Below are 26,869 nucleotides of genomic sequence, written 5' to 3' on the forward strand. Positions count from 1 at the left end.
GAAATTGTATTCGCCCTTACATCTTTTTAAGTCCCTAATCTGGAACATATAGGCCTTGTTTTGAATCTACAAATGATTATATACATAAGAATATATCTTTAAGCCATCATTCTAAAAAGAAATGTAGCGCAATGGATTGATCAGTCCTACTTTTTGTCCTTGCCAAGGTGTATCATGCATCTCAAAATGTAAATGGCTTCCAGTAGAACGACCTGTTGATCCCATATAACCGATTAGCTGACCTTTTTTCACGGATTGTCCAACATGAACTTTATAGCCACTTAAATGGGCATAGACAGTTGTATAAGTTTGACCATTAATAGAATGTGTCATCATAATAACATTGCCATAGGTTGATAAAGGACTTGCTCGGAAAACTACACCATCTGCTGCAGCTACTATAGGTGTACCTTCCACATTTGCAATATCAAGTCCATAGTGAACTTCAGCACCTGCTCCAATATCACGTACACCTGAGTTGGAAGTTATGCGGCCAGTTGTGGGTCTTGTCCAAGTTCCACTGGATACAGATGGCGTACTTTGGGTAGTTGCGCTTTCTGAAGTCGAAGGAGAAGAGCTAGTAGAATTGGTATTTGTCTTTTTAGCTTCCGCTTGTTGGCGGGCAATTTCTGTCAAGCGTGCTTGTTCTTTTTCGATATTATTTTGTACGTCTTTACTAATAGAGAGTGTTTCTGAATACTCCTTTTCTTTTAAGTTTTTTTCAGAGATCAATTCTTTCTGTGTTTTTTCTAATTGGTCGATCAGCTTATTTTTTTCTAGTTTTTGCTGATCAAGTTCAGTTTTTAAACTTTTTAATTGATGATAATTTTCTTGTTGTTTTTTTAGTTTTTGTTTGAGTTTCTTTTGCTGAACTGCTAATTTCTTTTTATCATTGAACTGTGCCTGAATAATATTGTGGTCTGCCTCAACAAGTGTCGTTACAGCAGAAATACGATCTATAAAATCTGCAAAGCTATTTGCGCCTAAAAGTACATCTATGTAATTGATTGAATGCCCATTTTCTTGAATAGCTCGAGCCCTATCTTTAAGTAAATCTTCACGTTCTTGAATGCTCTTTTCTAATTGCTGAATAGAAGCGTTTAATTGACGAACTTCTTTTTTAGAGACTTCGATTTTTGATGATAGGACACTTATTTTTTCATCTGTTTTGATCATTTGCTGATCCAATTTTTTGATTTGATTCATAAACTGATCCTGTTGTAATTTGTTTTCCTGAATTTTATTGGATTTTAATTGAATATCCGAAATAAGATTTGATTTTTTCTGGTCGACTTGTTGTTGCTGCTGTTTCAGTGTATCTAATGACTCAGCATTGACATTTATAGCTGGAACAGTAAGTGATGCTGTCAATGTAATGATCATTATTTTAGAAAAATGATGATATGACTTTTGCAAAATTAGTCCTCCCACTTATGTATTTATAAAAAATAGAGAAAATGCGAAGTTGAATAGTTTATTGGAATGATAGAGTAGGGACAAAACCACCGGCGAATGTCACGGATTTTGAAGAGGTGCTTCCCTGAGCAAACTTAAAAATCCGAACGTAGTTACAACGAGACGTAAGTGATCTCGCATTAAGATCCTCACATGGTGAGGCTTTACTTAATGAGTAACTGAAATGCTGGATGCTAATTTTTTGATATTTTTAATCGCATTTCCTCTAAAATGATTGTATCATTGTGAAATTTGGCTAACATTACAGTTTCATATCATCATAGTACGAACTTTCATCTAAATGTAGCATTCTTGTTATAGTCATTTTGAATTTAACATAATAGACAAATTTGTCATTTTTATTAGAAATAATGGTCTATCACATGCAATGCTAATCCAGAAAAATGACAACACAACAAGGTTTTTAGGGATATTTGTATAATAAGTATTGATAAGGTTTATCATCATAGCTTGTGATTGATGATTAGAATGGTATTTTAAATGAATCAATTTCATAAATCATTTTCTTCTTAAAAAATCCGAACATTTAATTTTGATAGTTGTGGAGCGGAAGACGGCGACTCCTCGAAAATGCATGCGCATTTCCTTCGTGCGGTGTGAGTTCAAGGAGGCTTATTCAAAGTCCTACGGGAAAAGCTTGAGCTGAAAGCCCCGCAGGAACAATTTAAGGGACAAAGCCTAAGTTCGCCACGTCCTGTGGCAACGGCTTCGGGGTCAACATCGTGTCGACCCGAGGAGATTGAAGCCAAGCCCGTGGAAAGCGCCGTCTGGAGCGGAACAAAAATTTCTGAATATTAATGTTCATGTTGATTTAAAATGTTCGTGTTTTCTATCTAAATTTTGCATTGTGAAATTGATTCAAATAGAATAATTTCTTAAATCAGTTTGCACACAAACCAAATAAGATCAAGAACGGTAAAATAAAAGTACAATAGAGTGGCTAAATAGTAGGAGGCTCATACATGTGGTGGATTAAAAATGAGGGCTAGACCAACATTCGATTTTTTATTAAATCCATTTTATCTTATAGGTTTATAGATAAAATGAATTCATTAATAGAAACCAAATGAAAAGCTTAAAAACAAAAAATAGGATTGGAGATAAATGGACGATGAAGGGGAAAAAGTTAAAGATTAATCATGTAAGTTGCACCATGTTTGGAGCAGAAAACAGCAAAATTTGCTTCATATTATCAGGAACCGGCTATACATATGATAAACCAATTCTTTATTATGCCACACAACTCATGGTGGAAAAGGGATATGATGTGATACAAATCCATTATTCCTTCGAAAAAGATTTGTTTGCACAGTCAGATGAAATGATTTCACAAACAATATATGAACTGGTGAATCAAGTTGTCATTACTCAATTAAGAGAAGTGTCTTATAAAGAAATCGCATTCATCGGCAAATCTCTGGGAACCATTCCGATTGTCAATCACTATATGCAGCAAGATTTTCATATGCCTGTTAAATTTATGAGCTTAACACCAGTATTGTCCATGAATAGACTGTATATGAATTTAAAGCAATCTAAATACCATAGCTTAGTAATCATAGGGAGTTCAGATCCTCATTATGATCCAGAGAAAATAACATCCTTAGCCAATCATCAAATCGTGGTGATACCAGATGCGAATCATTCACTGGAAGTAGAAAAGGATGTCATGAAATCCCTTCAAATTTTAAAACAATCTATAGAAGCAATAGGCTTATTTGTTTCATGACTGAACATTTTGTAGCAAGAAGGAGCATATTAAATCAAAGATTGGTCTGAAAGAAAATGTAATGTAGTTACAATAAATGTATAAAATGATATAAACTTTACTAATCAGAATTATGCTATTGGAATTATTTAATTTTTAGCTGAATTTTTAATAAATGGGTTAATATACAAAAAATTGGAGGGATTTTATTTGAAAAATGATAAATTGCTTTCACCGTATATACCTGAAATACTTGAAAATATAGTATTATCTGATCATCTATTGGATTTAAAAGAGTATAAGTATATAAAAGTTGAAAATGAAGTAATAGATAAAATTGAAAATGAAAAAATAATCATTGAAAACTCTTATTTTTTTAAATCTTCCTTTATAGCATGTGATTTTAAAAATAGTGAATGGATTGATATAGTATTCGAAAACTGTGATTTCTCAAATGCAGATTTTAGCGATTCTATATTTCATAAAATAGAATTTCAAAATTGTAAAATGATAGGCGCTAATTTTTCCGGAAGTACTTTAAGAAATGTAGTTTTTTCTTCATGTATAGCTAATTATTTGTCTTTGGGTTTTTCAAACTGTAAATTAGTTTATTTTACTAAATCCAAGTTTGAATGATGCAGATTTTTACGAATCTAAATTTAAAATGGTCGATTTTGATCATTGTGAACTAGATAAAGCTAATTATGCTAATACAAGCTTGACAGGAATAAACTTAAGCAATTCAAAATTTGAAAATCTTGTAGTATCTCTAGATACTATTGAAGGTTGTTTGATAATTTCCTGATTCGTATTAAAGCCAAGTAGTAGAAGGGAAAGTTTAAATAATGTAGAATTATGTTAATTATCCAGAGTTGTTCTATTCATGTTTTTTACCATCAGTATAATAGCCACTATATTGATGATTAAATACCCCAACACAGAGAAGTATAGCCATTAAAACACCAATAGCAGCAAATGAAACAGCTACTACTTGTAATGAAAACCAATCAGCCATAAATCCTAGAAAAATTGTCAGAGATATTTGGATTAAACTCAAGAATAATGAAGATATGCTACCAAATCTGCCCATTAATTCTGTGGGCACATTTTTCTGATAAAACGTATCATAGCCAGCATTACTAAATGACATAAAGAAACCTAAAATTAAAAAAGAGAATAGTGCAGCCCATACTTCTGTAGAGCTGTAAAATAATAAATATCCTATCGATGTTAATAACATCCCAAGAGCTATATATGCTTGAAGAGATATTCGTTTCGCTAAAACAACTGATGCGGAAGCACCAATCAAAGAACCGATACCAGCTAGACTCATTATTAATCCATATATTTCCTCTGATTGTTCTAAATCTCGTCTAATAAATGTTGCTTCTTGTGAATCAAGAGCAAATGCTATCATTAATGCAGCTTCAAATAATAAAAATACCTTAGTAAAGTATTTCTCCTTAATGATAAATTCTTTTACGTTTAACCAGTCACTCAATACCACATTTAATGTTATAGTCATACGTTCCTTTTGCAAATTTTCATCTTTAACATCGGGTAATAAGAAAATACAAAATGCACAAATCAAAAATGAAATAGCATTTATTAGCATACAAATTGTAGTACCATAAAGGCCTATTAAAAGCCCTGCTATTGCTGGACCGGTACAAAATGATCCGGTATTTAATACACTCATGACTGAATTGAATTTTTTCTTATCTGGATCCGAAACATATTTTGAAATATAAAATGTTGAACTTGGTCCAAAAAATGAACTTGCAACATTGACCACAAATAGAATCAAATAAACCGCCCAAACAGAATCCATAATTGGGATGCAGAAAATAAGTAATCCTCTTAGTAAATCTGTGAGTATCATTAACTTTCTTTTATTCATCCGATCAATCAAAGAACCTGCCCAAAAGTTTGTCATTATTCTGGCTACAGGACCTACAATGAATATCCCAGCTACTGCAGCAGCCGAGTTTGTCATATTTAATACTAGAATATTTAAAGCAACCAAATAAATCCAATTACCTAAATATGAAGTACCTATCCCTATAAATAAAAGTGAATATTTTTTCCAACTCCTCATACGATCCCTCCATATATATATGTATATAATTTTGCCATAAATATTATTATTTTGAATTCATATAAATATATATACTAAATTGGTTGAAATTTCAATTATATAGGTTTATCATATATTTATTCCAATTCATAATTTTCAGATTATTAAAATGATAAATGAGAGGAGGTGATAATATGAAAAAAAATAAAAAACAATACATTAAACCAACAGTAAAATCTGCTACAGGTCCATCTATGCAATGCAACTAATAATGTAAAGGGATGGGGAAACCCATTCCTTTACATTATTAAACTATAGGGAGGCTTGAATTCAAGATGACAAATAAAATCATTAATTTAGAGTCAATAATAGATAAAATCAGAACATTAAAATTCCGCGAAGATGTAGGAATACTTTTTGACAGTAATAAAGGTACGATATATAGATTTGAGAATGAAGTTGCATTAGTGATTGTAAAATTATTAAGAGATAACAGAACTCTAGAACAAGTAAAAGACTATATTATTGCTGAATATGCAGTGGATACGAAGACTGTAGAAGAAGATCTTAATGAATTTCTGTTAAGTGTAAATAAGCAAAATGAAGATATCTGGGAATGGGATATTGAAAAGAAACATGAAAGTCTCCTAGATTTTCCATTACGATTAGAAATTGAAGTCACTTCTCTTTGTAACTGGAATTGTGGATTTTGTTACAATGTATGGAAAATAGATCCAAATTTAAGTGACAGAGATGTAAAACAAAAGATTAAAGCTTTCCCCCAAAAATATTTATCTAAAGAAAAAATCTTAAAAATTTTAGATGAATGTAGTGAAAATGGATGTTTCACAGTTCGATATAGTGGTGGAGAAACTCTTTTACATCCCGATATTGAAGAAATATTAGAGTATGGAGGAAAATTAGGATTATACCAAGTTGTATTTACAAATGGTCACTTCTTAACTCCAGAATATGCACGAAGGTTAAAAGCTTATAATGTGCAAACAGTTTTGATTTCATTACATGGCGATGAAACTGTTCATAATTTTTTGGCAGGTCATAAAAAGGCTTATCAAAAAGCAATAGAAGCAATAGGGATTTTAAGTAAAGCTGATATCGAAGTTGTAACTGAACTTACATTAGTCAAAGACAATTTCGATAAAGCACTTGATGTCATTAAAGACGCTTATAGTAATGGATCTAAAAGATTTAGTGTTATGAGATATGTACCTACAGGGAAAAATGATGAAAAATATGGAGTGCCAATTTCAAATACACTTCCTCTTATGAATAAAATTGATAATTTAATGAATGAGTTACAAGACTTAGTTGTAGGTTGGCCGTGTGGACAAAGAATGTGTACTTCTTTAAATGACATACCTATTAAAAACAATGATTTAACAGTTAGGTTACGTAAAAAACAACTTACAGGTCACTGCGAAGCTGGGTTAACTTGGGGGAGCATATCATTTACAGGAGAATTAAGACACTGCCCTCATAGTAATGTTTATTTTGGAGATGTAACATCTTCTTCCATTAAAGGAAATTGGAAAATGCTTACCAATAAAGTCTCAAAAGTTCTTAAACCTAGGGAAACATGCAATGGTTGTTCATTATTAGATAGTTGTCGTGGTGGCTGCCATTTGCCATATTTCTTCAATACAGATTTAACTAACTCTATTTCATGTAATTAATTGATATGTAATCATTGGAGGGATTTCAGATGTTATATTTAATTATTGGAGATAAACAGTTTTCATCATGGTCAATGAGGGCATCAATTATTTTAAAAGAAAAAGAAGTACCGTATACGGAATTATTAGCTGGATTAGATTGGCCAATTAAATTCTTGGAGACTGGAATCACTCCAATAAATAAAAAAGGCGATTATGATTTACCTAAAGAGCCTGCCTGTGGATGTGGTTGTCAGCTTACTCAATTAATCAAAATGGACCCAACTGATTTAATTCGGGGAAGTATAGTTGAACATTTACCTAGGGTACCTATATTGATTGATACTAATACTGATGCAGTGATTTGCGATGTCTTGGCAATCTCAGAATATCTTGAAGAAAACTTTCAAAACTATCCTAGCCTATTAGGAAGCGATCCTAGAAAGAGAAATGACATTCGTGTGTTTAGTGGACATATTCATGCAGATCTTTTGCCTCTCATGAGTGGCATATCTTATTCTCATTCATTTAGAAATCCTATTGGTCATGAAATAGATGAGGAAACAAAAAACCAAATTGATGAAACTATAACACTATTGGAAAAAACTTTAAAAAGAAAGTCTTTTAATAATTGGGAGGGGGATTATCTATTTGGGGAATTTTCTTTAGCCGATGCTATGTTCGCACCGATTGCCCAACAATTTAAAGGATGGAATATTAAGATAAAGGATTCTGAAATTAAGAGATATTTAGATGTACTATTAAAAAGATTCTCTGTATCATCTTATTTACAGGAAGCTAATACTCCATATGAATTATTACGTGATTCTATCGAAAATTCAACAACGTGGATTTCTCGCCACTATCGTTATTGGCCAGAAATTGGTATGATTCATAATATCTCTACAAGTGTTTATCATATTTTAGACGATGTTTCTAGAGAAATGTTTGAATTGGCTTATGAAGGAAAATCAGAACAGGATATTATTGACATATTATTAGAAGAATATAATGTCGATTTTAATACACTTAAACAAGATGTTACAGATTTCTTTATACGAATTCATCCAAATAATATAGTTAAAAACGACTTTTCTGAGATTACTCTATGAAAAATATAATATTATTATTTACTGAATCATTTCGAATCATAGTATTTGAAATATTCGCAATAATGCTACCTTTAATAGGATTAAAATTACTAAAATTAGATAATTTTTCAATTGGAATATCATTATTTTTGTTTTCTGTGGGATATTTAATATTTAGTTATTTAGCAGGTAAAATAGTTGATTCCTATAATAAAAAAAATTTAATTATTTATATATATGGAATTGAAGTCATCCTATTATATTTATTCTATATCTTTATTCATAATGGTAATTTATCTATCTTGATATATTATACACTCATTTTAATAATAGGGTTGTCAGTTGTATTTATCGAAACTGCTATTACAGCGTGGATTCCAGACATATACTTATCTGAAGAATTATCAAATGGTGCTGGAGTCTTACAAACTGGTAAATCAATTTCTAATTTAATTGCTCCTACTATTGGCGGGGGGCTTATTTCTTTATATGGTTATAACAATACTATAATTTTTCTTTGTATTGTTCTACTCATAAATATCCCCCTTATAGTATTAATAAAAGGTTATGAATCGAGTAAAAAGAGTAAAACTGTACGGAAAAGCACTCTTAAATATACGTTTGAATATATAATAAAAAATCCAATTTTGAAATCCATAATGTTTACTACTGCTACTATTAATTTTTCTTTTTCCATATACAGTTCCTTAATAATTATATATTTATCAAAGAATTTTAAATTAAGTGAATATATTATTGGAATTATTCTTTCTATATCGGGAATCGGTGCATTAATTGGATCAGTTATTTCATCCCACCTGATAAAAAAATTTGGTTCTATTAGTATTATGATTTTCGGACCAATAATTCCGAGTTTTGGTTTATTACTAATATCTATACCAAAAACCAAGTTTTATTTATTGTTTATTTTTATAGGGATTTTTTTAAGCCTCTTTTCTAGAAGTATAGGAAGTATAGCACGCTTAACAGTCCAATCGTTAACTATTCCTTCAGAGAAGCGAGCTGAAGTAAATGGAACATTAATGATGTTTACATGGGGAATGATTCCAATAGGGACTCTAGTAGGCAGCTATTTAAGCGATATTCTAGGAATTCAAAAAATCATGATTATGGCTGGGCTATGCTTAATATTCTCCAATTTTTTTATGGTAAGATTATGGATTTCAAATTATAAAAAAACTCAAAGGAAAATGGTATGAAGAGAATATATTGGAATGCATTTGAAATGAATTGTGTTGGTCATATAAACCATGGATTGTGGAAGATACCAGGTAATAAAAGAGCTCATTATAAAAACTTAGAATATTGGACTGATTTAGCGAAAACATTGGAAAAAGGAAGATTTGATGCACTTTTTTTAGCTGATGTAGTGGGATTATATGATGTGTATAAAGGTGGACTTGATACTTCAATAAAAGAAGCAGTTCAAATTCCAGCAAATGATCCATTTATTCCAATATCAGCTATGGCACATGTAACGAGTAACTTAAGTTTTGCTGTTACTTTTTCTACTAGTTATGAACATCCATATGGTTTTGCAAGAAGAATGAGTACACTTGATCATCTAACAAATGGAAGGATTGCATGGAATATTGTAACTTCACATTTAGAAAGCGCTGATAAAAATTTTGAAGTAAAACAATATTTAGATCATGACGAAAAGTATGATTTAGCCGAAGAATTTTTGGAAGTTTGCTATAAGCTTTGGGAATTAAGCTGGGATAACGATGCAGTGTCTTTAGAAAATAATGATTGTTATGCTTCACCTTCGAAGGTTCATAAAATCAACCATAAAGGAAAATATTTCAATGTACCAGGCCCACATATATGTGAACCATCTCCTCAAAGAACACCTGTAATTTATCAAGCTGGGATGTCTGAAAGGGGGAGATATTTTGCAGCGAAAAATGCGGAATGTATCTTCTTAGGTGGAAAGGATATAGATACTATAAAATGGTTTATTAAAGATATTAAAAACAAAGCATTTTCTTTAGGAAGATCACAAAATGAAATTAAATTCTTTATGGGTTTATGTATTATCACAGGATTAACAGATGATGCAATAAGAGAAAAGATAGAGCTATATAAAGCTTTTTGGAGTGTGGAAGGAAATTTGGCACATTATTGTGGGGGACAAAATTTAGATCTATCAAAATACGAAAAAGAGGATATATTGAATGGTTCCAAAGTGACTGATATTCTAGATAATCTAAGAAAGATTGATGGTAAATGGTTTAGAGTAATAACTGGGAAACCTGTAGAAGTTGTTAATCAAATTCAAAGTATAATCGAAGAAACTGATATTGATGGATTCAATCTAGTTCAGTTTCACTCTCCACATACTTTTGAAGATTTTATTAACTATATAGTTCCAGAGCTACAAAATAGAGAATTATATCAAAAGGATTATTCACCTGGGACTTATAGAGAGAAGCTTTTTTATGGAAAACATGAATATAAATTTAACAACTTTTATTATAATCCTCCGAAAGATATATAAATAAGGAGATATATTTGTAAGCCCGTATTCAAACAACGCATACAAAACCCCTAGCACCTCTTGGTATGATGAATCTATCAATTGAAAAGAGGTGCCTTCTATGTCCACCACCTCGCCACTGACCATGTGACGCTCGATCCTATTCCTGAATGGGAGAAAACCCATTTTTCACCAGTGCGCGACCGAGTTGTATCTTTCAAATCAAAGAGAACCAAATTATACTCTTTAACAGGTTAGTAAAAGTAAGAAAGTATAACAGGCGTGTTGATTAGGAAAAAACCAGGATAAATATATGAGTATAAATGAGAAAAATTATTCATTGTAGGCTTTAATCTATAGAAATCTTCGTTGCGGCTTGAACGAGTCCTCGAAAATGTATGTGCATTTCCTTCGGAGTGGTACTAGGAAGAGATTTACAAGGCTTGACATTGTAGATAGTATGTTTACCATAAAATAATACTTTTAGAAGAGTATGTTAAGGTATATATAGAGAATTATGGAGAGCCATGTATTCACCGTGAATATTAGTTACAATGTTTGAAATCACAAGTTCAATGAAATAACATACCGAACCGAAAATAAGCAATGGAAAATCAATTCCATTGTTTTTAGCATGCCAATTTAATCATGATAATTTTATTAATACAAAAAATCAGGTTTTGTCTTCAGAAGAAGTAATATTCCTAGATAAATAAGTAGGTAATGCACAGTAAGAATAGAAGGAGAAAAAGGATTCTTTCCAAAAAATAAAAGAAAAATATCATGAGTGGCTGCCAAAACTTTGTGAAACATTCCAGATCTAAACATGAGGAACATTACCAGAACTACATAATTTATTTGTGCGAAAGTTAAAACACCTGTTTCTTCAATATAGCTCGTGCAAAATGTGTACTTATTTTGCACTGCATAAATTTTTTTGCATTGGGGAAAGATTGTAGAAACAAATCTAATTGGAGAACAAACATTTATGATTATTCTTTCCCTTTTATTAATGGTAAGCGGATTATTAATGATTAATGCTATTTACGCTTACCATAATACACACATTGACCCAAATTTTTTGCCCACTTTATGGTACTATATTAAGGTTATCCCTTTTTTTCTATCTGCAAGTATGATGGTTGGATACGGAGTAAAGTTTTTAACAAAAATTGTAGATAGCCTAACCTTTACGCTTATTGTATCTAAAGGAATGGAGATTTTAGTTAGTGTAGCAATCGGATACATATTTCTAAAAGAAATTCCCAGTTGGCGTACAGGAATCGGTATCCTAATTATATTAATCGGTTTTTGGGTATTAAAAGAAAAATAAGGGGTTTCTGCCGCTACTTTTGTGGAATAAATTGCAATCATTTTGTAGACTTAGTTGCACAAATTCGTCAAAAAAACAACTTGGAACAGCGCAAGAAACCACCGACACTACGGCTGAACTTGAACTATCATAAATGGGATGAATTTCGGAAAACAAAATCAGGCATCAGGCTTCATTTACAGCTCGTTTTCTTAGAAAAAGGCTGTTCCTATCCAGATAAAGCAGTCCTCACGAATGCAAAAGAACATGTCGTGGCCAATTAGAAATGCTGGTAGACGATAAAGAATGCATGTACGTGTCTGACCGTGGTTACTTCGACTACGAACAATTCGACCACATGACAGACGATGATTATTTCTTTGTCTCACGCTTTCGAAAAAACGCCGTCACACGAGTGCTAGAACCACTTGAGCTCTCTGAGGATTCGATGGTATTGCCCGATGAAATGATTCTAATTGGAACTACACAAAATCGTGCGGAGAATGCCTTTCGTCTCATCAAAGTACTGGATTCAAAAGACAACAAGTTACATTTGATCATCAATCGGTTTGACTTAAGGGCAGACGAAATGGCTGAATTGTACAAATCACGTTGGGCTATCGAATTATTTTTTAAATGGATGAAACAACACTTGAACATCAAGAAATTTTACGGACAAAGCGAGCAAGCCGTGCATCATCAAGTGTACGTCGCAATGATTGTTTACTGTTTAAACGTACTGGCTCAGCTCAACACGAACAGTTCACGAACCTACTTACAAATTAGTCGGTAGTTAAAGGCAGGCCCTTGGAAACCAGCGCACACTTGGATTCGAAAAATCAAAGGTAGTGCCGTTCCATAAGGATTCATTATTTCTGTCGCTCTCGTCAAAGGTTATAGTAAAAAAATGGATGCTTACTACTTCTGTTTAAATATCTTCGTTTTTCTTCTAGAACGGGAAAACGAGAAAACAGAAAATTCATTTAAAATTTATATAGCACTAGTGAAAAGTGACATAAAAAATTAAGGAAAATTGATTTAGGGCAGATGTAAAGGCATTTGTTCTATTTGTAATTGATAGAAAATATTATTTCATCATATTATTACCTTTAAAGCTTATTTTTATTTCTGAATCTACGTCATGGATAGGAAAACCTATTATTTGGTCCAAACTTTTTAGTCTAAATATCCTTTAAAGCTAATTCATTTTAAGGGACATTATCCTGAATTATTTCTAAATTTCTACTTTATTTTGGAAAATTACAAAATAATGTTTACGAATCCATATAGTTATATTATTATATATTTGATCCTAGGAGATTAAAAAATACCATATAAAGAAGTCTTTATTGTGATAAAAAAGATTATTAGTAGTGCTTTAGCTTTATCTTTAATTACAGGAGCAAGTTTCGGATTCACCAAATCAGTGGATGCAGCAAGTCATAGTTATAGTAACTCGAAAGGTTTTTCTTCTTCTTGGTCAGCAAAAGATTCAGGTACAAACTGGTTGATTAAATATGGATTTAATACTGCATACATTGACGAGGATTATACTTGGACAACTCATACGTCTAAAACTTCTTATGCGATTGTTAATAATGCAAATGGTAAATACTCTGACAGCGCTTCTGCAGCGAATTGGGCTAAGGTTGAAGTAAGACATAAGGGGACTAGCATAAAGTATACTATTCAATTTTAATGGGTAAATATGTGTAGTTAGAAAGTCATTAGGGGTGGTATTAAGTGAAATCAATTAAATACCTTATTGTTTGGTGTGCTATTTGTATTTGTCTATTGATTATTGGGGAGAGTAAGGTATTTTACTTGAGTTCGTTTGCAGATACTTTTCGATATACTACTATGTATAAGCCTCATCAAGTAGATAACCAAACGATGAAAGAAGATGTATTAAAATCTGCTGAGGAGCATAATATTGAGTTTTTTACGGTAAAGAGCACCCCTACTGACTTTAATTCAATAGAGTATCAAATCTATGGTACTGATAAAGCTATTGATTATATTCAAAAAAAGTTTGATATCAAGGAAGGGGTATATGGCAGTTTACTACTTGGAAATGTTTCATTTAATTTTCAATCATTCAAAAATTCTAAAGATACGCCTTTATCGACAACCTATTATATAATAGGGTCCAAAAAGCAGGCTAAAGCTTTTAAGATTAATCTAATTGATAAGTATGCTGGTAATCATCCTCGTGAGGGTACTGGTGATATTAGTAGTTTGCCTGTCGTTGCAACTTGGATTTTGGTAGCCATTGTTATTATATTATTTACGCTCTATGACATCGTTAGTCAGCGAAAAGAAAATCTTGTCCGCGTAACGATGGGAGAAAGAATGAGTATTCTCATTTTTAAAAATATAGTTAGTGATTTATTGGTATTTAGTTTATTTTTTATTATTAGTTATCTTATTCTGCAACTCGTTTCCAATCCTAACTATAAAATTCAAGTATCTATCAAAGCTTTCATTTTAATATTATTTGTAAATAGTATATTATATCTAAGTCTATTTAAGTACAATTTGAAAGAAACCTTTTCCAATAGCCGAAGTTCAAATGTAGTATTGGGTTTTAATTATATTCTAAAAATTTTCTCTATCATTATAACAACTATAGTGATATCTAGTAACATTTATATTATTTATCAGTCATACATTTTCTATCAACAAAAAGATTTTTTTAAGGAAAGAAAAAATTTCTCATACGTTAATATTAATTATGAATTGATGGATAGAGAAAAAGATGGCTCCATAAATAATCAGTTCCATATAGAACAAGAGCGTAGTACGTTTTATAATCACACCTTTTATCGAAAGTTCTTTAAGCAGTCACATGCATCACAAATCACAAAAAGTAGCTCGAAGATCAATGAAATACATATGAATAAGACAATGGAGAACTACTTAAAAAAATTATTACCTTCACTTAAGTCTATGACATTGACAAAGGATGAATACTATTTCATTCCACAGAGGTTGAAAAATAGTCCATATAAAGATGAGATAAACAGCAGTTTCTTTTCAGGAAAAGAGCATGATTATTCATCTGAAATTATTTTTTATGATGAAGACATAGCAGTAACAGCGATTAATACATATGATTCTTCGAGTAGCTATGTCCGCAATCCAATCATTACATTTAATAATCTGTCTATTCAAGATGAAGATTTCAACCTAGCAGAAGATTTGATTGCTTTCCCTTACAACCGTATTATGTACGAAGTTGATGATGAGGATTTCAAGAAGTTTATCAAAGATAACAAGCTAGAAAATCAGCTCGTAGTAAAGACCAATGTATGGGATAATTATTTGGCCCAATGGAAAATTTCGAAACGCCTTCTTTATATTAATACTATATTTACGTTACTGGTATTGGTACTCGAAATGTTGATCATTACGTCAATTATACGGCTTGAATATCAGGTGAATTCATTAGAGATTGCTATTAAGAAAACACTTGGTTATAGTCTTTTAAAACGAAATAGCAAACTTATCCTGATTACTCTTTCTGTAACATTACTCGGTATAATATTCTCTATTGTGAGTGCTTTTGTTTTAGAGATGAAAGAATGGCCTTATTTATTATGGGGAAGCGTAATTATCTTTGTGTTAGAGTTAATAGTCATTATTTTCTTGCTAAAAAAAGCAGATAAGGAGAATGTCCCGAAAATTCTCAAAGGAGGTAATTTATGATTCAAATAAAAAATCTTCGTAAAAAATTTGGAGATAAGATTGTATTTGACAATTTTAACTTAACTATAAAAAATGGTGAGTTTGTCGTTTTTTCTGGGGAAAGCGGATGTGGCAAAACTACTTTGCTAAACATGATTGGTGCTATTGAGCCATTTGACTCGGGGCAGATTTTAGTGGATGGTATCGATATCTCAAAAAAGAAAAATCAATTGCCTTATTTTCAGAAAAAAATAGGATTTCTTTTTCAAAACTTTGCTCTGGTTGATCATAAAACAGTTCGTCAAAATCTGATGCTTGTCAAAAAAAAAAGTCGTTCGTCTATTAGTATGGAAAAAGCATTAGCGGAGGTAGGATTGTCTGAAAAATTAGAGCAAAAAGTATACTCATTATCTGGAGGGGAGCAGCAACGTGTCGCACTTGCTCGCCTTATGATGAAGCAGTGTGATATCGTTTTTGCTGATGAACCTACAGGATCATTAGATCGTAAAAACGCGTTACAAGTTATCGATATTTTAAAAAAATTGAATATAGCTGGAAAAACAATTGTGTTAGTTACACATGATGAGGAAATAAAACAGTTTGGAAGTAGAGTGGTGAATTTGGGATGAAAAGAAAATTATTATTTGCTATCTTTATAATAATTGCTGTATTTGTGTTAATAAACATTATATGGTTTGTTGCTATAAAAGTTCAATATGCACCATATGAGCGTGTTGTTCCATTAAATGAGAAATTCGATGTTCATCATGTCGATGATAATAAGAAAAATGTTGTTTATGGCTATGAAACTCCTGCCTATCTCCATTTGACAGGAAATTTATATTATACACAAAAATATCCTAAAAAACAGATAGCTTACACATTCATTATTTGGCCAAAACTATTTAAAGATGAAGAATATGGGGTTATTTTGCAGGAAGAGGGTGAATCCTATCAAATTGAGATTACACCAACACTTGATGTAAGAGGAAAGGATTCAAATAATCAACGTTCTAAGGAATTGCTGAAAGATCATCGTGCAGATTTAGAAAAAGTGTTAACGGATGCTCGTAAAACCTTTCAACTGAACGATTAAAGAAGTGTTTAAACTAAATACTGAAACAATATAAATTTTTCCTTATCAACTTTTTGGGGTTGAGAATCAATACTATAAGTATAGCAGTGAATATATATAAATGCATCAACGTAGACTGAACTCAGTATTGTATTGGGCTCAGTCCTTTTAATTTTATCTTATTCGTTTGCCGAATTTCTTTGATTAAAAAATTTGAATTTCCTAGATCATCCATTTTCTATTATCTCTGAATTTATAATTCGCTCCTCCATCTATCTTTTTCGTTTCTATCTAAATCTTGAGATAGGGGTCTTACTGCCCATTAAAGCAGGATAAAAGTCGTTGAATTTATATTTATGTTTTCCATGCCACTTTATTATAGTCCTCCGAAAGATATATAAATAAGGAGATATACTGTAGGCCCGTATTCAAATAACGCATACAAAACCCCTAGCACCTCTTGGTATGATAAATCTATCAATCGCAAGGAGTTTTCTTGAATAATAATCTACAATTAGATTGGATATTAATGCTAAAATATAAAGAATATCGTGGGAAAAAGTACTTAAACAAACGGGGCAGGTTAATTTAAGAAAGAAACGGTCTTTCTAACGTCACTTCTAGATAGACAAGAACTTTCTGGTGATATTTAGGATACACTTGAATTAGTTGGAAAGAGTATTGCTAAGTCTTTATTTAGTGAAGAAGAGTTAAAAAACATAATCAGAAATGGGAAAGAGAACTAAAGTAGGAACGAGAAAAAAACGAGAGTCCACAAGTATAGGAGGAGAAAAAAGTGAGGATTGAAATTTTTAAAGATAGGTACTTCTGGTTATTTCTCAATAAGACATATTTAAATAGTCATATGCTGTTTAGTATATTGATTGCGAAAAGAGTTTTTTTATTGTAATTATATCGTTAATTACGATATAATCGTTTTGATAGATTAAAAAGGAGTCCTTTTAATGATTCAACAAATAAATAGATACTTTACTGATATTTATTTCAATTTACATCCTACGCAAGAAGAAGTTATTTCACATCAAAGTGTTCGCATTTTACAAATGGTTGAGAAAAAGCGATATGTCATGATCCGTGACATTGCCGAGCAATTATCAATTTCACATAATACAGCTTCTGAACATGTGAAAAAATTAGTGAGGAATGGTTGGTTGTATAAAGAGAGATCGCGTGAAGACCAACGTAAGGTGTATTTACATTTAACAGATATAGGTTTAGCAATATTAAGAAAAAATACAGAATTAGATGAAAATAAACTGCAAGATGCACTTAGCAAATTATCGATTAATGAAAGAGAAAAGGTAGTTGAAGCATTTCGACTTTTAAGTGAGGTATCAAAATAAATGTATTTTCTAATAAAAATTATCATTTCCGCTGCCATTATTGGCATCGTAACAGAATTAGCTAGGCGATATCCTGTATATGGAGGCATTGTAGCTTCTTTGCCTTTAATCAGTATCCTTAGTATTATTTGGTTAACCATTCAAGGAGAATCTACTCAAAACATCAACAAATTTACACTTGGTGTTTTAGCAGGATTTCCAGCAACTGTGTTAATGTTACTTGTAATTTATATAGCATTAAAGCAATCTGTTCATTTAGTTTTAGCGATTTCACTAGGAATAGTTGCTTGGGGGGTATTTTTGATAGGTCAAAAATTAATAACGGTAGCATTTGTTTCATAAAAAAAGTACTATATTGGAACCGGTCCTTATACAGCAATAGGCGCAATTCTTGAAAAGAAATCGTACTTTTTTAGATAAGGCAATTTAATATAAAGGAAGAATCTCTTTAGAGTTAAGGAAAATGATTCACCTTGTATTCTAGATAAACTAATCGACTCTTGAGCCGATAAATTTGAAATGGAATGAGCTGATTGATTATGATAACAGCAGATTTTCGATATTCTAAGCACCTTTAAAAAGTTCTAATTTTCAGATAAATAATTTCATTTGAAACTTTTTTATGTAACTTATTGAGCAATAAACTATATTAAATAAAATTCAATATGGTTAAAATAAATGGGAAGTAAATAAAAATGAAAGAGGGTGATCCAATGCCTAATACAAATAAACCCAATAGACTCATTGCTGAGACTTCGCCTTACCTATTGCAGCACACATATAACCCAGTAAATCGGTACCCATTGGGTGAAGCAGCCTAATATTTGAAATAGGATGTCCACCATTAGATTCTTCTCTCGTTCAAAGCAAGGAGTATAGTAAAAAGTGTTCTTGTTTAGTTTTCGAACTCTTCTTCATCTAGAATTAACTAGGATATAGTATAATAAAATTAATATAAAAAATTAAAATTTATTTTTTCATGAAATCTAAAACAATATTAATATATTAATTTTGAAGGGAATAATATGATAGAGAATATTTCAAAAAATTTGAAAGAAATTAGAGTTAAAAGAGGCTATACGCAAGCACAGCTAGCGAAAGATATTTGTACACAAGCCATGATTAGTAATTTTGAAAAAGGTGAAAGTGTTCCTTCAAGTACAGTGTTATTTCAATTAGCTAAAAAGTTAAATCTGGATATTAACTATTTTTTTTATGGTGAACAAGAGCAATCAAAATACACAAAATATATTAATAATAATGCTAAAACAAAAGAATTAATAAGAAAATTAGTAAGAAAAAAGGATTATGAATCTATTTATTATATAATAAAAAACGAAAAAGACAGAAATAATTTTAGTAGTTTTGAAGATGAACAATTTTTATTATGGCATGAAGCAATTAGTGAATATTACTTATTCAATACAGGTAACAAGTCTATTCAAAAATTAGAAAATATTGTTAAAAATATTAAAAATAAAGAAATCTATACAATTCAAGATATAAGCATTATGAATAGTATAGCTATTATGTATTTCGAAATAAAAGAATATGACCTTTCTTTAAAAAAATATAAAGAATGTATTTTTGCATATGAAAAACTAAATAGTCCAGATGCTTTATTAGAAATAAGAATTTTGTATGGTTTTTCACGAACTTTAAGTGCTTTGGAAAAGATAGAAGAAGCTATTTTAAACTGTAAAAAAGCAATAAGATTATGTGTTGCTCAAGAATCATTATACTTATTAGGGGAGTTGTATTTCCAATTAGGTAGAAATTCATCTATATTAAAAAAACTAGATGAGTCAAAAGAATTTTTTAATAAGGCTGAAGTAATTTTTGAAATTCAAGGGAAAGATGAATTTTTAGACATTATAAGACTATTGAAATATGAAATTGGGCTCGATTAATTTCATAATAATTTTCAAAAATGGTTTTTTTATGTTTCAATTGATATTGAAGGAGGTGCAAGATGAAGAAAACTTTAACGAAAATTTTATTATCAAGTATGCTATACTTTACATTTTTCAATTTAGCTACTCAACTGAACAATACAGATCAACAAGTGACAACAACTACTTCAGAATTTAATTTAAATGCGTCCTCATTGCCGGATTTACCCAGTGAACATTAATAAAATCTTGAAAAATGAATTTTCAGCAAATTTTAAATCGCCGAAAAATCAATATTTATGAATTACGCATATAAATCAAAAATAAAAACCACTTTCTTTATCGGAACTGCACCCCAATTATTAGACACGATCTAACAATTAGAGGTGCAGTTTTTCTATTACTTAATTAACTGTTGAAGAAAAAATCAAAGCTGTTCAACGTTATTTAAATGGAACAGAGGGATATCGAAGTTTAGCTTTACAACTTGGAGTGGAGCCTCAAAAATTTCATAATTGGATTAAAAAATTTGAGTATCATGGCGAAAAAGCTTTTAAAGAAGGCTATACAACAGCGTTTAAACTAGACGTACTTAATTATATGAACAATCAAGGTAATCTAATAGAGAAACGGCAGCGATTTTTAATTTATCAACACCTACTGTACTGCTTTCTTGGAAGAAGAGAATGGATTTAGATGTTTATTGCAAAATAAAAGTGGTTCTTACGGAATTTTGATGAAAAGATAAATTAGTTAGTCATAGATTCCACAAATATTATTTTACATTCTATAAAGAATGCGTTTTTCTAATAGCTCTAGCCCAGCTCGTCCATAGGTCATCCGTTTGATGGTCTTTAATCGATTGATCTGTCCTTCTAGCAAACCATTGCTGTATGTTTAGACTTCATTAAAAGAAAAGAGAATTTGATTTTAGTAGGATCTCCAGGTACAGGCAAACCTCATTTAGCTTCAGCATTAGGAAGACGTGCTTGCGAAAAGGGTTATGAAGTGAGGTTTTATCGTGTAGCTCATTTAGTAGAAGAATTGGGGGTTGCATTAGCCAACGGCAGCTCTAGTGGATCGACTTATCCATCATGCTCACATTATTTCTTATACAGGAAGAGTAGCTTTCGTTTAGCCAACGCTCTATCTAAGAGAACCTGAAAATATTGGGTGGCAACTCTCTGCATTTTTTCTTGCAAAATACAATTTAGGTAGATTACATGCCCTTGAGCTAGAGAAAAAGGGGCGTCCATCCATGAAGAATCAAGCAAACGATCAAAACAAGTACCAGTAGAAAGCTCTACGCAAGCACTTGAAGCGCGTATGAAACAATTAGAAATGGAAAATGAATATTTAAAAAAGTTGAATGCCTTAGTTCAAAACAAAGAAAATCACCAAACAAGATAAAGCGCAAGTAATCTTTGGATTGGGGCATCAATATTCAGTGAAAGCTCTCGTGAAGTTCGCTGAGATTCCACGTAGTACGTATTACGATTTAGTCAAGAAAATGAATCAATCCGATCCAGACGCTGATTTAAAAGCGTAGATTCAAGCGATTTACGAGGAACACAAATGCCGTTACGGTTATCGTCGTATTCGTGATAAGTTAGCGAATCGCAGTCAGAAAGTGAATCACAAAAAAGTGCAACGCATTATGAAAGAGCTAGGTTTAAAATGCTTAGTACGTATGAAAAAATATAAATCTTATAAAGGTTCGATTGACAAAATTGCGCCAAATACTTTAGACTGTAATTTTACAGCAACTTCTCCAAATGAAAAATGGGTAACAGATATTACTGAATTTAAATTATTCGGCGAAAAACTTTATTCGGAGAAATTATTACATATACAATTGGCTCTAGACCAAGCTATTCGCTAACAGTTCCTACTGCCAAGCCTGTAGTGGACTTTCACCACCAAGTAATCATCCATGCCGGGCGCACCTAAAAATGAGTCCGGTGCAATACCGAACTCATTTTATCCATTTGCCTAATGAAATAACTGTGTCTAACTTTTAGGGGGCACCTCAATCTGAAAGTGGTTTTTATTTTTCATAAGATAGTATTTTCAATTTACTGTTGATATAACAAAAACGTTAAATTTTTCTTTTTCTTCAATAAATGGATTATGGCTACTTTGTTCAAAGATAGAAAATGTTGATTTTGGAATTGATTTAGCAATTTCTTCTGAAAAAAATAAAGGACATTGATTATCATATTTACCAATATATATGTAAGTTGGAATGGAGATTTTATACAGTTCTTTACGAAGATCAAAATTTCTAATATCCGTTGATGTAAAATAATTCAATCTTTTAATCATTGATTTACCTAGATATACATTTTTCATTAATTGATCAAATTCATTTTTTTTATAGAAAGACATTAAATTCCATTCTTTATTTAACTTTCGTCTTTCTTCTAAAGTTATAGAACTGTCATTAAGTAAATCTATTATTTCTAATAGGCGTGCGTTATTAGAATTATCTTTACAATATATACTGTCAGGATGATTTATATATTTTGAAGATGCGCAGCTTCCTCCAATAATCAACTTATTCAAAGAATTCGGAAAGTTAAGAGCGTAAAGCATTGCTAGCATTCCACCTGTAGAGTGACCAGCAAACCCCCATTTAGCAAACCCCAAAGCTTCTTTAATTGCCTCTAAATCTTTAACACTATTCTCCATACTATATTCTTTTTCTTCTACAGCTTTGTCAGAGTTACCACAACCTTTTAAATTTATAAGATACACACTGTAATTTTCAGCAAAAGGTTGTGCAAAAGTATACTCCTTTTCATTGAACTCTATATATTGGTGTGTAATACATAAAGGAGATCCTGTTCCCAGCTTAAAAAATTCAAACGTACCACGAGAAGTGCTAATTAAATGTTGAGTCCACATAATAATACCTCCAATTTATTAATATAAATATATTATAGCATTTATATATATACTAATAAAATAAATTTATAATTATAAATATTTTTATTATATAAATTATTATATTTATTTTTTATAAAATTTATATATTAATTAAAGGGGGGTGTTAAACAATGAAATTAAATATTAAAAATGTGGACATGAAATCAATCAAGGTTAAAACTTCTTCTCAACAATTATTACAAGCTGGTTGCTGTTGCGGTGGTGTAAGTGAAGCACGACCAAAAAGTCTACCGAACCCAAACCCATTAATTCCTCCATCTAAAGCCTAATAATGCTTAACTTAATTCTAAATCAAATATATTTTAAAGGAGATGTTAAAACAATGAAATTAAACATTAAAAATGTGGACATGAAATCAATCAAGGCTAAAACTTCTTCTCAACAATTATTACAAGCTGGTTGCTGTTGCGGTGGTGGAAGCGAAGGCCGTACAAAAAAATTACTGAACCAAAATGTACTTTCAAAAGAAAAATAATCATAAATATTTGAGGTGATTATTTTGTATATACAATCAAATGGAGTAATTCAAAAAAATAATAATAAGCTTATTTTTAAGAAAGCTAATGATACTGGATTTGAAATTGAGGGAGACGGAGTCAATACGTTATTACAATTATTTCCTTATTTAACTGGAACTATTTCAATTGATGGGATATTGCAGTTTATTGATAATATTGAAAAAAAGAAATTTTACATATATTTAATAGCTTGGAGGAAAATAAGATAGTTAGTATAAAAGAAAAATCTTTTATTAAGATTTGTATAGTTTCAGAGAGTTTGAGTCAAAATGAATTAGAAAAATTATTTGATAACCCTATTCTTAATGATTCAATGAGTTTTGAAAATCTCAAAAATTTAGAAAGAAAATCAGCGGATATAGTAATTGCTGTAGACTATGATGAAAACAAACTATTTTTTCAAAACATAAATAATCAGTTGAAAAGCCTTCAAATTCCTTGGTTAAAATACTCTTTTGATGATTCTAAACTCTTTATGGGACCGATTTTTTCCAAGATGGTGGCCCTTGTTATGAATGCTTTAATACTAGACTAACTAGAAACACTAATGATGATATTTGGAAAATGAGTGCTGGGAATGTTAAAAAATATTTAGCCCCTTTTATAGAGAAGGAATTATTGAAACTTTCAAAATCAACAAGTCCTACTTTATGTTTTAATACAGAAATTGTTTTTGATATTTTAAATTTAGAAATTACTAAATATCCAGTTTTTAAGTTACCTAATTGTAAATCTTGTGGAGATGAGTATTATGAATAATTTATTTTACTTAAGGGATACTATGAGAGCAAGTTTCGCACATACGTTTAAAGAAATAAAACCTATGCCAGGATCACCACAAATTAATAGATTTTTAGCGTTGATAAATGCCGATGAAAAAAATCTCGTTATAAGTGGTTCAGGCTTTTCTATAAATAGAAATGTTGCTCAGAATTCAGCAATTGGGGAAAGTATAGAAAGATATTGCGCAAATTATTATAATGCCGACAAAATTATCTTTGAAAATTATTCGAATTTAGAAAAATTAAAAATTAAAACTTTAAATCCGTCAATGATTACTAGATATACATCAGAACAATATAAAAAGTACTTAGAATATAAAGATTTCAATAAAGATGAACCTATTACCTGGTCTAATGCAAAAAGTATATTAAATGATGAAAATATATTAATCCCATTCGAATTGATATATTTATGCAATCCTCCATTCAATTTGCCATTAAGAGATATTATTTCTACAGGGTTAGCATGTGGACAATCAAAAGATCAAGCTATTATTAGCGGATTTAATGAATGTATAGAAAGAGACTCCTTTATGCATTTTTGGTTATTAGGGTTAGTAAATTTCGAAATTGAGCTAACTTCAATTGATGATTTTGAAATAAAAGAGATGTTAGATATTTCAAATTATTGCAACTTAAAATTAAGAGCTTATGATATTACAACTGATTTAATGGTACCTACATTTTTAACTGTTGTCCAAGTTAAAAATCAAAATGGTTTTTATTTAGGATGTGCTAGTTCTCTAGATAGTTTTGAAGCTCTCAAAAAATCTATAGAAGAAGGTATTGGAGGATTCTCCATATACTTTGAAATAATTCACTATTATAAAGAAGAGGTACCTAATATGTTAGATTCTTCTTCAACGTTGGATCAACACCCATTATATTATTTAGTAGGTAATAATGATGAAATTTTAGAAAAACTATTGCCAGAAACCCTACCCAAAAAAACTTTTAGGAATTATAGCCTAAATTTTGAAGAAACTATAAATAATTTCTTTAATGAAGGATACGAAATTTATTATAAAGATATAACTACTATAGATGTAAAAGAAATGAACTTGTCTGTTGTTAGAGTCTCTATACCAAATTTAGGTTTTTTATCGATTAACGATCCTTTGTTGAACTGTCCAAGAATCATTGAAAAAGCAACAAAACTTAAAAAAAACATAAATCTAGAACCACACCCATTTCCATAAGGAGGTGTTGAGTTTGAATGACTCATACATTTATAAGTTTTATCATATTAATTCCAAAAATTATCGTTCTCAAGTTTTAAATGCTCCAGGGAAACCCTATGAAATAGATGTTGAAGGAAAAAAATACCCTTCACATACTTTAAATTATAATTCTTCTGTTAGAAATATAGGAACGGTAACTTCATCATGTAGAAAATATAAAAAAATTCCAATGGATATAGAAATTTTATTGGAAGTCTTAAAATCAAGTTACTTTTTAGAATTAAATGCTGAAAAAGTTAAATCCTTAACTCCATCAGCAGGGGGTATGTATCCGATTGAATTATATATTTTAACATCTGAAAATCATCCATTAAATGGAACGTATCATTATATTAAAACTAAAGGAAAATTAAATTATATTAGAGATACTATTAATTATAATTATTTTTTAACATCAATAAATCAATTCCTCAATGATGCTTCATTTGTGGTTGTAATGACAGCAAAAATGGAGAATTTAATCAATAAATACGGTTCTCGAGGATATAGATATGCATTAATAGAAGCTGGTCATATCGGACAAAATATTTCCAGAACGGTGGCACAATATCAAAATTTAGGTTGCTGTGCTATAGGTGGATTTTATGATGATGAATTACAAAGACAATTAAACTTACCTCATGATGAAATACCGTTATATGTATATGGTATTGGAGAAAAGGAAGATTCTAATGACATGGCATAAAGAATACTTAGATTTATTACATATTAATTATGAATTTATCGAAAATAAAACAAAATTTGAGATACTATCAAAAATTATATTAAATCATCAATTATATATTCCGTATGATACTATTAGAAAATTCCAAGATTTCAAATCAAGAAAAGAACTTAAAAATTTATATAGCCATCCGGAAGATTACATCGTTTCAGTCAAAAAAAATAGATTAGGTGGAACTTGCTTGCACTTCACCTGGGCGCTATATAATTTGTTGAAGTCTTTAAATTTTAATGTGAAGATTTTAAAACTAGAATATCAACACTTTGCTTTAGCGGTAGAAATTGACTTAAAAGAGTATTATATAGACGTTGGATTTTGGTCTCCTTTATTTAAGCCTTTACCTTTAAGAAAAAGCTGGGAAATTAACAAAGGTGATAATAGCGTAGAATGGAAATATTCAAATAATCATGGAACTTTATTTTGGAGCGGTTTACCTGCAAAAGAATGGAATGGTCACTTTATAACTATTGACGAATTATGGAATGATTGGGAATCTTCTATGACAAAACAGAATTATTTTTTAAATAACCTTTATATTAATAAATGGAAAGATGAAGATACTTTTATGTTTCTGCTGAATAATAAATATACAGAATTCTATAAAGGGGTCAAAATAACAGAAGCTTATATTGATTCTTTAGAATCTATAATTACAAATATTAATACAAAATTTAATATAGATATTTGTGAAAAAGATCTGTTAGGTTTACTAAATTTTGATAACAAATTAATAAATACTATAAATTAATCAGTTATACAGACTTACTTTTCTTACGAAATATTTCTCACTTATAAAATGA

Annotated in this window: 27 protein-coding genes and 4 pseudogenes; 28 read left to right on the forward strand and 3 right to left on the reverse strand. The window is 30.5% G+C overall.

What is annotated here, in order from left to right:
* Positions 1 to 111: 111 nt before the first annotated feature.
* Positions 112 to 1,416, reverse strand: a complete 1,305-nt coding sequence (locus FEZ13_RS03155; RefSeq protein WP_146551429.1) for a murein hydrolase activator EnvC family protein — start codon at positions 1,414 to 1,416, stop codon at positions 112 to 114.
* 1,171 nt (positions 1,417 to 2,587) lie between these two features.
* Between FEZ13_RS03155 and FEZ13_RS03160 the strand changes: the two genes are divergently transcribed.
* The 3 genes from FEZ13_RS03160 to FEZ13_RS20375 all read left to right on the forward strand — a co-directional run bounded on the left by FEZ13_RS03160 (position 2,588) and on the right by FEZ13_RS20375 (position 3,989).
* Entirely contained in the window at positions 2,588 to 3,205 is a 618-nt protein-coding gene (locus FEZ13_RS03160) for a hypothetical protein (protein ID WP_146551430.1), read from the forward strand.
* Positions 3,206 to 3,394: 189 nt separating this feature from the next.
* Positions 3,395 to 3,820, forward strand: a complete 426-nt coding sequence (locus tag FEZ13_RS03165) for a pentapeptide repeat-containing protein (protein WP_186725743.1) — start codon at positions 3,395 to 3,397, stop codon at positions 3,818 to 3,820.
* 28 nt (positions 3,821 to 3,848) lie between these two features.
* Entirely contained in the window at positions 3,849 to 3,989 is a 141-nt protein-coding gene (locus FEZ13_RS20375) for a hypothetical protein (protein ID WP_186725744.1), read from the forward strand.
* A 72-nt stretch (positions 3,990 to 4,061) separates the two neighbouring features.
* On the opposite strand, the gene FEZ13_RS03175 is transcribed toward FEZ13_RS20375, so the two are convergent.
* Positions 4,062 to 5,282, reverse strand: coding sequence for an MFS transporter (locus tag FEZ13_RS03175; protein ID WP_146551433.1), 1,221 nt, complete (start codon positions 5,280 to 5,282; stop codon positions 4,062 to 4,064).
* Between the two features lie 314 nt (positions 5,283 to 5,596).
* Between FEZ13_RS03175 and FEZ13_RS03180 the strand changes: the two genes are divergently transcribed.
* The 18 genes and pseudogenes from FEZ13_RS03180 to FEZ13_RS19945 all read left to right on the forward strand — a co-directional run.
* Positions 5,597 to 6,955 (forward strand): radical SAM protein, encoded by a 1,359-nt coding sequence (locus FEZ13_RS03180; protein ID WP_146551434.1) that lies wholly within the window; start codon positions 5,597 to 5,599, stop codon positions 6,953 to 6,955.
* Positions 6,956 to 6,984: 29 nt separating this feature from the next.
* Entirely contained in the window at positions 6,985 to 8,046 is a 1,062-nt protein-coding gene (locus FEZ13_RS03185) for a PqqD family peptide modification chaperone (protein ID WP_146551435.1), read from the forward strand.
* On the forward strand, positions 8,043 to 9,245 hold the full coding sequence (locus tag FEZ13_RS03190) for an MFS transporter (protein ID WP_146551436.1): 1,203 nt from the start codon (positions 8,043 to 8,045) through the stop codon (positions 9,243 to 9,245). Before FEZ13_RS03185 ends, FEZ13_RS03190 begins: the two co-directional genes overlap by 4 nt.
* Positions 9,242 to 10,546 carry an NtaA/DmoA family FMN-dependent monooxygenase gene (locus FEZ13_RS03195; protein WP_146551437.1) on the forward strand — a complete coding sequence of 435 codons (1,305 nt, stop codon included), beginning with the start codon at positions 9,242 to 9,244 and terminating at the stop codon, positions 10,544 to 10,546. The genes FEZ13_RS03190 and FEZ13_RS03195 overlap by 4 nt, the downstream gene beginning before the upstream one ends.
* A 967-nt stretch (positions 10,547 to 11,513) precedes the next feature.
* Positions 11,514 to 11,858 carry a hypothetical protein gene (locus FEZ13_RS03200; protein ID WP_146551438.1) on the forward strand — a complete coding sequence of 115 codons (345 nt, stop codon included), beginning with the start codon at positions 11,514 to 11,516 and terminating at the stop codon, positions 11,856 to 11,858.
* A 41-nt stretch (positions 11,859 to 11,899) separates the two neighbouring features.
* Positions 11,900 to 12,699: pseudogene (locus FEZ13_RS03205) on the forward strand (IS4 family transposase); the annotation flags it as partial.
* A 489-nt stretch (positions 12,700 to 13,188) separates the two neighbouring features.
* Entirely contained in the window at positions 13,189 to 13,536 is a 348-nt protein-coding gene (locus tag FEZ13_RS03210) for a mediterrocin family bacteriocin (RefSeq protein WP_146551439.1), read from the forward strand.
* A gap of 44 nt (positions 13,537 to 13,580) precedes the next feature.
* The gene (locus FEZ13_RS03215) at positions 13,581 to 15,545 is read left to right on the forward strand and encodes a DUF1430 domain-containing protein (RefSeq protein WP_146551440.1); all 1,965 of its coding nucleotides are present in this window, start codon (positions 13,581 to 13,583) and stop codon (positions 15,543 to 15,545) included.
* Positions 15,542 to 16,153, forward strand: a complete 612-nt coding sequence (locus FEZ13_RS03220) for an ABC transporter ATP-binding protein (RefSeq protein ID WP_146551441.1) — start codon at positions 15,542 to 15,544, stop codon at positions 16,151 to 16,153. Before FEZ13_RS03215 ends, FEZ13_RS03220 begins: the two co-directional genes overlap by 4 nt.
* On the forward strand, positions 16,150 to 16,620 hold the full coding sequence (locus FEZ13_RS03225; RefSeq protein ID WP_146551442.1) for a hypothetical protein: 471 nt from the start codon (positions 16,150 to 16,152) through the stop codon (positions 16,618 to 16,620). Before FEZ13_RS03220 ends, FEZ13_RS03225 begins: the two co-directional genes overlap by 4 nt.
* 944 nt (positions 16,621 to 17,564) lie before the next feature.
* The gene (locus FEZ13_RS03230) at positions 17,565 to 17,963 is read left to right on the forward strand and encodes a MarR family winged helix-turn-helix transcriptional regulator (protein WP_146551443.1); all 399 of its coding nucleotides are present in this window, start codon (positions 17,565 to 17,567) and stop codon (positions 17,961 to 17,963) included.
* The gene (locus FEZ13_RS03235; protein ID WP_146551444.1) at positions 17,964 to 18,305 is read left to right on the forward strand and encodes a DUF3147 family protein; all 342 of its coding nucleotides are present in this window, start codon (positions 17,964 to 17,966) and stop codon (positions 18,303 to 18,305) included.
* A 371-nt stretch (positions 18,306 to 18,676) separates the two neighbouring features.
* Positions 18,677 to 18,781 (forward strand): annotated as a pseudogene (locus tag FEZ13_RS03240) (DUF255 domain-containing protein); the annotation flags it as partial.
* Between the two features lie 207 nt (positions 18,782 to 18,988).
* Positions 18,989 to 19,873 (forward strand): helix-turn-helix domain-containing protein, encoded by an 885-nt coding sequence (locus tag FEZ13_RS03245; protein WP_146551446.1) that lies wholly within the window; start codon positions 18,989 to 18,991, stop codon positions 19,871 to 19,873.
* Between the two features lie 62 nt (positions 19,874 to 19,935).
* Complete coding sequence (locus FEZ13_RS19310; protein ID WP_186725745.1) at positions 19,936 to 20,097, forward strand: hypothetical protein; 162 nt, start codon at positions 19,936 to 19,938, stop codon at positions 20,095 to 20,097.
* Positions 20,098 to 20,281: 184 nt separating this feature from the next.
* Positions 20,282 to 20,551, forward strand: coding sequence for a transposase (locus tag FEZ13_RS20380; protein WP_146552732.1), 270 nt, complete (start codon positions 20,282 to 20,284; stop codon positions 20,549 to 20,551).
* Positions 20,552 to 20,752: 201 nt separating this feature from the next.
* Positions 20,753 to 20,926: pseudogene (locus FEZ13_RS20385) on the forward strand (ATP-binding protein); the annotation flags it as partial.
* 133 nt (positions 20,927 to 21,059) lie between these two features.
* Positions 21,060 to 21,793, forward strand: a pseudogene (locus FEZ13_RS19945) (IS3 family transposase); the annotation flags it as partial.
* A gap of 132 nt (positions 21,794 to 21,925) precedes the next feature.
* Here FEZ13_RS19945 and FEZ13_RS03275 read toward each other — a convergent pair.
* Positions 21,926 to 22,762: an alpha/beta fold hydrolase gene (locus FEZ13_RS03275; RefSeq protein WP_146551448.1), complete on the reverse strand. Its 837-nt coding sequence runs from the start codon at positions 22,760 to 22,762 to the stop codon at positions 21,926 to 21,928.
* 152 nt (positions 22,763 to 22,914) lie between these two features.
* On the opposite strand from FEZ13_RS03275, the gene FEZ13_RS19315 reads away from it, so the two are divergent.
* The 7 genes from FEZ13_RS19315 (at position 22,915) to FEZ13_RS03300 (ending at position 26,817) form a co-directional block, all read left to right on the forward strand.
* Positions 22,915 to 23,073, forward strand: coding sequence for a hypothetical protein (locus FEZ13_RS19315; protein ID WP_186725746.1), 159 nt, complete (start codon positions 22,915 to 22,917; stop codon positions 23,071 to 23,073).
* A 53-nt stretch (positions 23,074 to 23,126) separates the two neighbouring features.
* Complete coding sequence (locus tag FEZ13_RS19320; protein ID WP_186725747.1) at positions 23,127 to 23,279, forward strand: hypothetical protein; 153 nt, start codon at positions 23,127 to 23,129, stop codon at positions 23,277 to 23,279.
* A 24-nt stretch (positions 23,280 to 23,303) separates the two neighbouring features.
* Positions 23,304 to 23,531 carry a hypothetical protein gene (locus FEZ13_RS03280; protein ID WP_146551449.1) on the forward strand — a complete coding sequence of 76 codons (228 nt, stop codon included), beginning with the start codon at positions 23,304 to 23,306 and terminating at the stop codon, positions 23,529 to 23,531.
* A gap of 50 nt (positions 23,532 to 23,581) precedes the next feature.
* A complete protein-coding gene (locus FEZ13_RS03285; protein ID WP_146551450.1) occupies positions 23,582 to 23,857 on the forward strand; it encodes a hypothetical protein in 276 nt (91 codons plus the stop codon).
* A gap of 216 nt (positions 23,858 to 24,073) precedes the next feature.
* Positions 24,074 to 25,303: a YcaO-like family protein gene (locus FEZ13_RS03290; RefSeq protein WP_186725748.1), complete on the forward strand. Its 1,230-nt coding sequence runs from the start codon at positions 24,074 to 24,076 to the stop codon at positions 25,301 to 25,303.
* Between the two features lie 13 nt (positions 25,304 to 25,316).
* Positions 25,317 to 26,030 (forward strand): SagB/ThcOx family dehydrogenase, encoded by a 714-nt coding sequence (locus FEZ13_RS03295; RefSeq protein WP_146551452.1) that lies wholly within the window; start codon positions 25,317 to 25,319, stop codon positions 26,028 to 26,030.
* Positions 26,017 to 26,817 (forward strand): arylamine N-acetyltransferase, encoded by an 801-nt coding sequence (locus FEZ13_RS03300; protein WP_186725749.1) that lies wholly within the window; start codon positions 26,017 to 26,019, stop codon positions 26,815 to 26,817. The genes FEZ13_RS03295 and FEZ13_RS03300 overlap by 14 nt, the downstream gene beginning before the upstream one ends.
* Positions 26,818 to 26,869 lie beyond the last annotated feature (52 nt).

Origin of the sequence: Rummeliibacillus sp. SL167 (genome assembly GCF_007896505.1) — a bacterium.
GTDB classification, from domain to species: domain Bacteria; phylum Bacillota; class Bacilli; order Bacillales_A; family Planococcaceae; genus Rummeliibacillus; species Rummeliibacillus suwonensis.

Excerpts from the sequence above, each read along its gene's own strand:
- FEZ13_RS03160 (WP_146551430.1), top strand. The coding sequence starts at position 2,588 with ATGAAGGGGAAAAAGTTAAAGATTAATCATGTAAGTTGCACCATGTTT.
- FEZ13_RS19320 (WP_186725747.1), top strand. The coding sequence starts at position 23,127 with ATGAAATTAAACATTAAAAATGTGGACATGAAATCAATCAAGGCTAAA.
- FEZ13_RS19310 (WP_186725745.1), top strand. The coding sequence starts at position 19,936 with ATGAAGAAAACTTTAACGAAAATTTTATTATCAAGTATGCTATACTTT.
- FEZ13_RS03290 (WP_186725748.1), top strand. The coding sequence starts at position 24,074 with ATGAATAATTTATTTTACTTAAGGGATACTATGAGAGCAAGTTTCGCA.
- FEZ13_RS19315 (WP_186725746.1), top strand. The coding sequence starts at position 22,915 with ATGAAATTAAATATTAAAAATGTGGACATGAAATCAATCAAGGTTAAA.
- FEZ13_RS03275 (WP_146551448.1), bottom strand. The coding sequence starts at position 22,762 with ATGTGGACTCAACATTTAATTAGCACTTCTCGTGGTACGTTTGAATTT.
- FEZ13_RS03190 (WP_146551436.1), top strand. The coding sequence starts at position 8,043 with ATGAAAAATATAATATTATTATTTACTGAATCATTTCGAATCATAGTA.
- FEZ13_RS03200 (WP_146551438.1), top strand. The coding sequence starts at position 11,514 with ATGATTATTCTTTCCCTTTTATTAATGGTAAGCGGATTATTAATGATT.
- FEZ13_RS03235 (WP_146551444.1), top strand. The coding sequence starts at position 17,964 with ATGTATTTTCTAATAAAAATTATCATTTCCGCTGCCATTATTGGCATC.
- FEZ13_RS03300 (WP_186725749.1), top strand. The coding sequence starts at position 26,017 with ATGACATGGCATAAAGAATACTTAGATTTATTACATATTAATTATGAA.
- FEZ13_RS03225 (WP_146551442.1), top strand. The coding sequence starts at position 16,150 with ATGAAAAGAAAATTATTATTTGCTATCTTTATAATAATTGCTGTATTT.
- FEZ13_RS03175 (WP_146551433.1), bottom strand. The coding sequence starts at position 5,282 with ATGAGGAGTTGGAAAAAATATTCACTTTTATTTATAGGGATAGGTACT.
- FEZ13_RS03245 (WP_146551446.1), top strand. The coding sequence starts at position 18,989 with ATGATAGAGAATATTTCAAAAAATTTGAAAGAAATTAGAGTTAAAAGA.
- FEZ13_RS03220 (WP_146551441.1), top strand. The coding sequence starts at position 15,542 with ATGATTCAAATAAAAAATCTTCGTAAAAAATTTGGAGATAAGATTGTA.
- FEZ13_RS03180 (WP_146551434.1), top strand. The coding sequence starts at position 5,597 with ATGACAAATAAAATCATTAATTTAGAGTCAATAATAGATAAAATCAGA.
- FEZ13_RS03195 (WP_146551437.1), top strand. The coding sequence starts at position 9,242 with ATGAAGAGAATATATTGGAATGCATTTGAAATGAATTGTGTTGGTCAT.
- FEZ13_RS20375 (WP_186725744.1), top strand. The coding sequence starts at position 3,849 with ATGGTCGATTTTGATCATTGTGAACTAGATAAAGCTAATTATGCTAAT.
- FEZ13_RS03185 (WP_146551435.1), top strand. The coding sequence starts at position 6,985 with ATGTTATATTTAATTATTGGAGATAAACAGTTTTCATCATGGTCAATG.
- FEZ13_RS03230 (WP_146551443.1), top strand. The coding sequence starts at position 17,565 with ATGATTCAACAAATAAATAGATACTTTACTGATATTTATTTCAATTTA.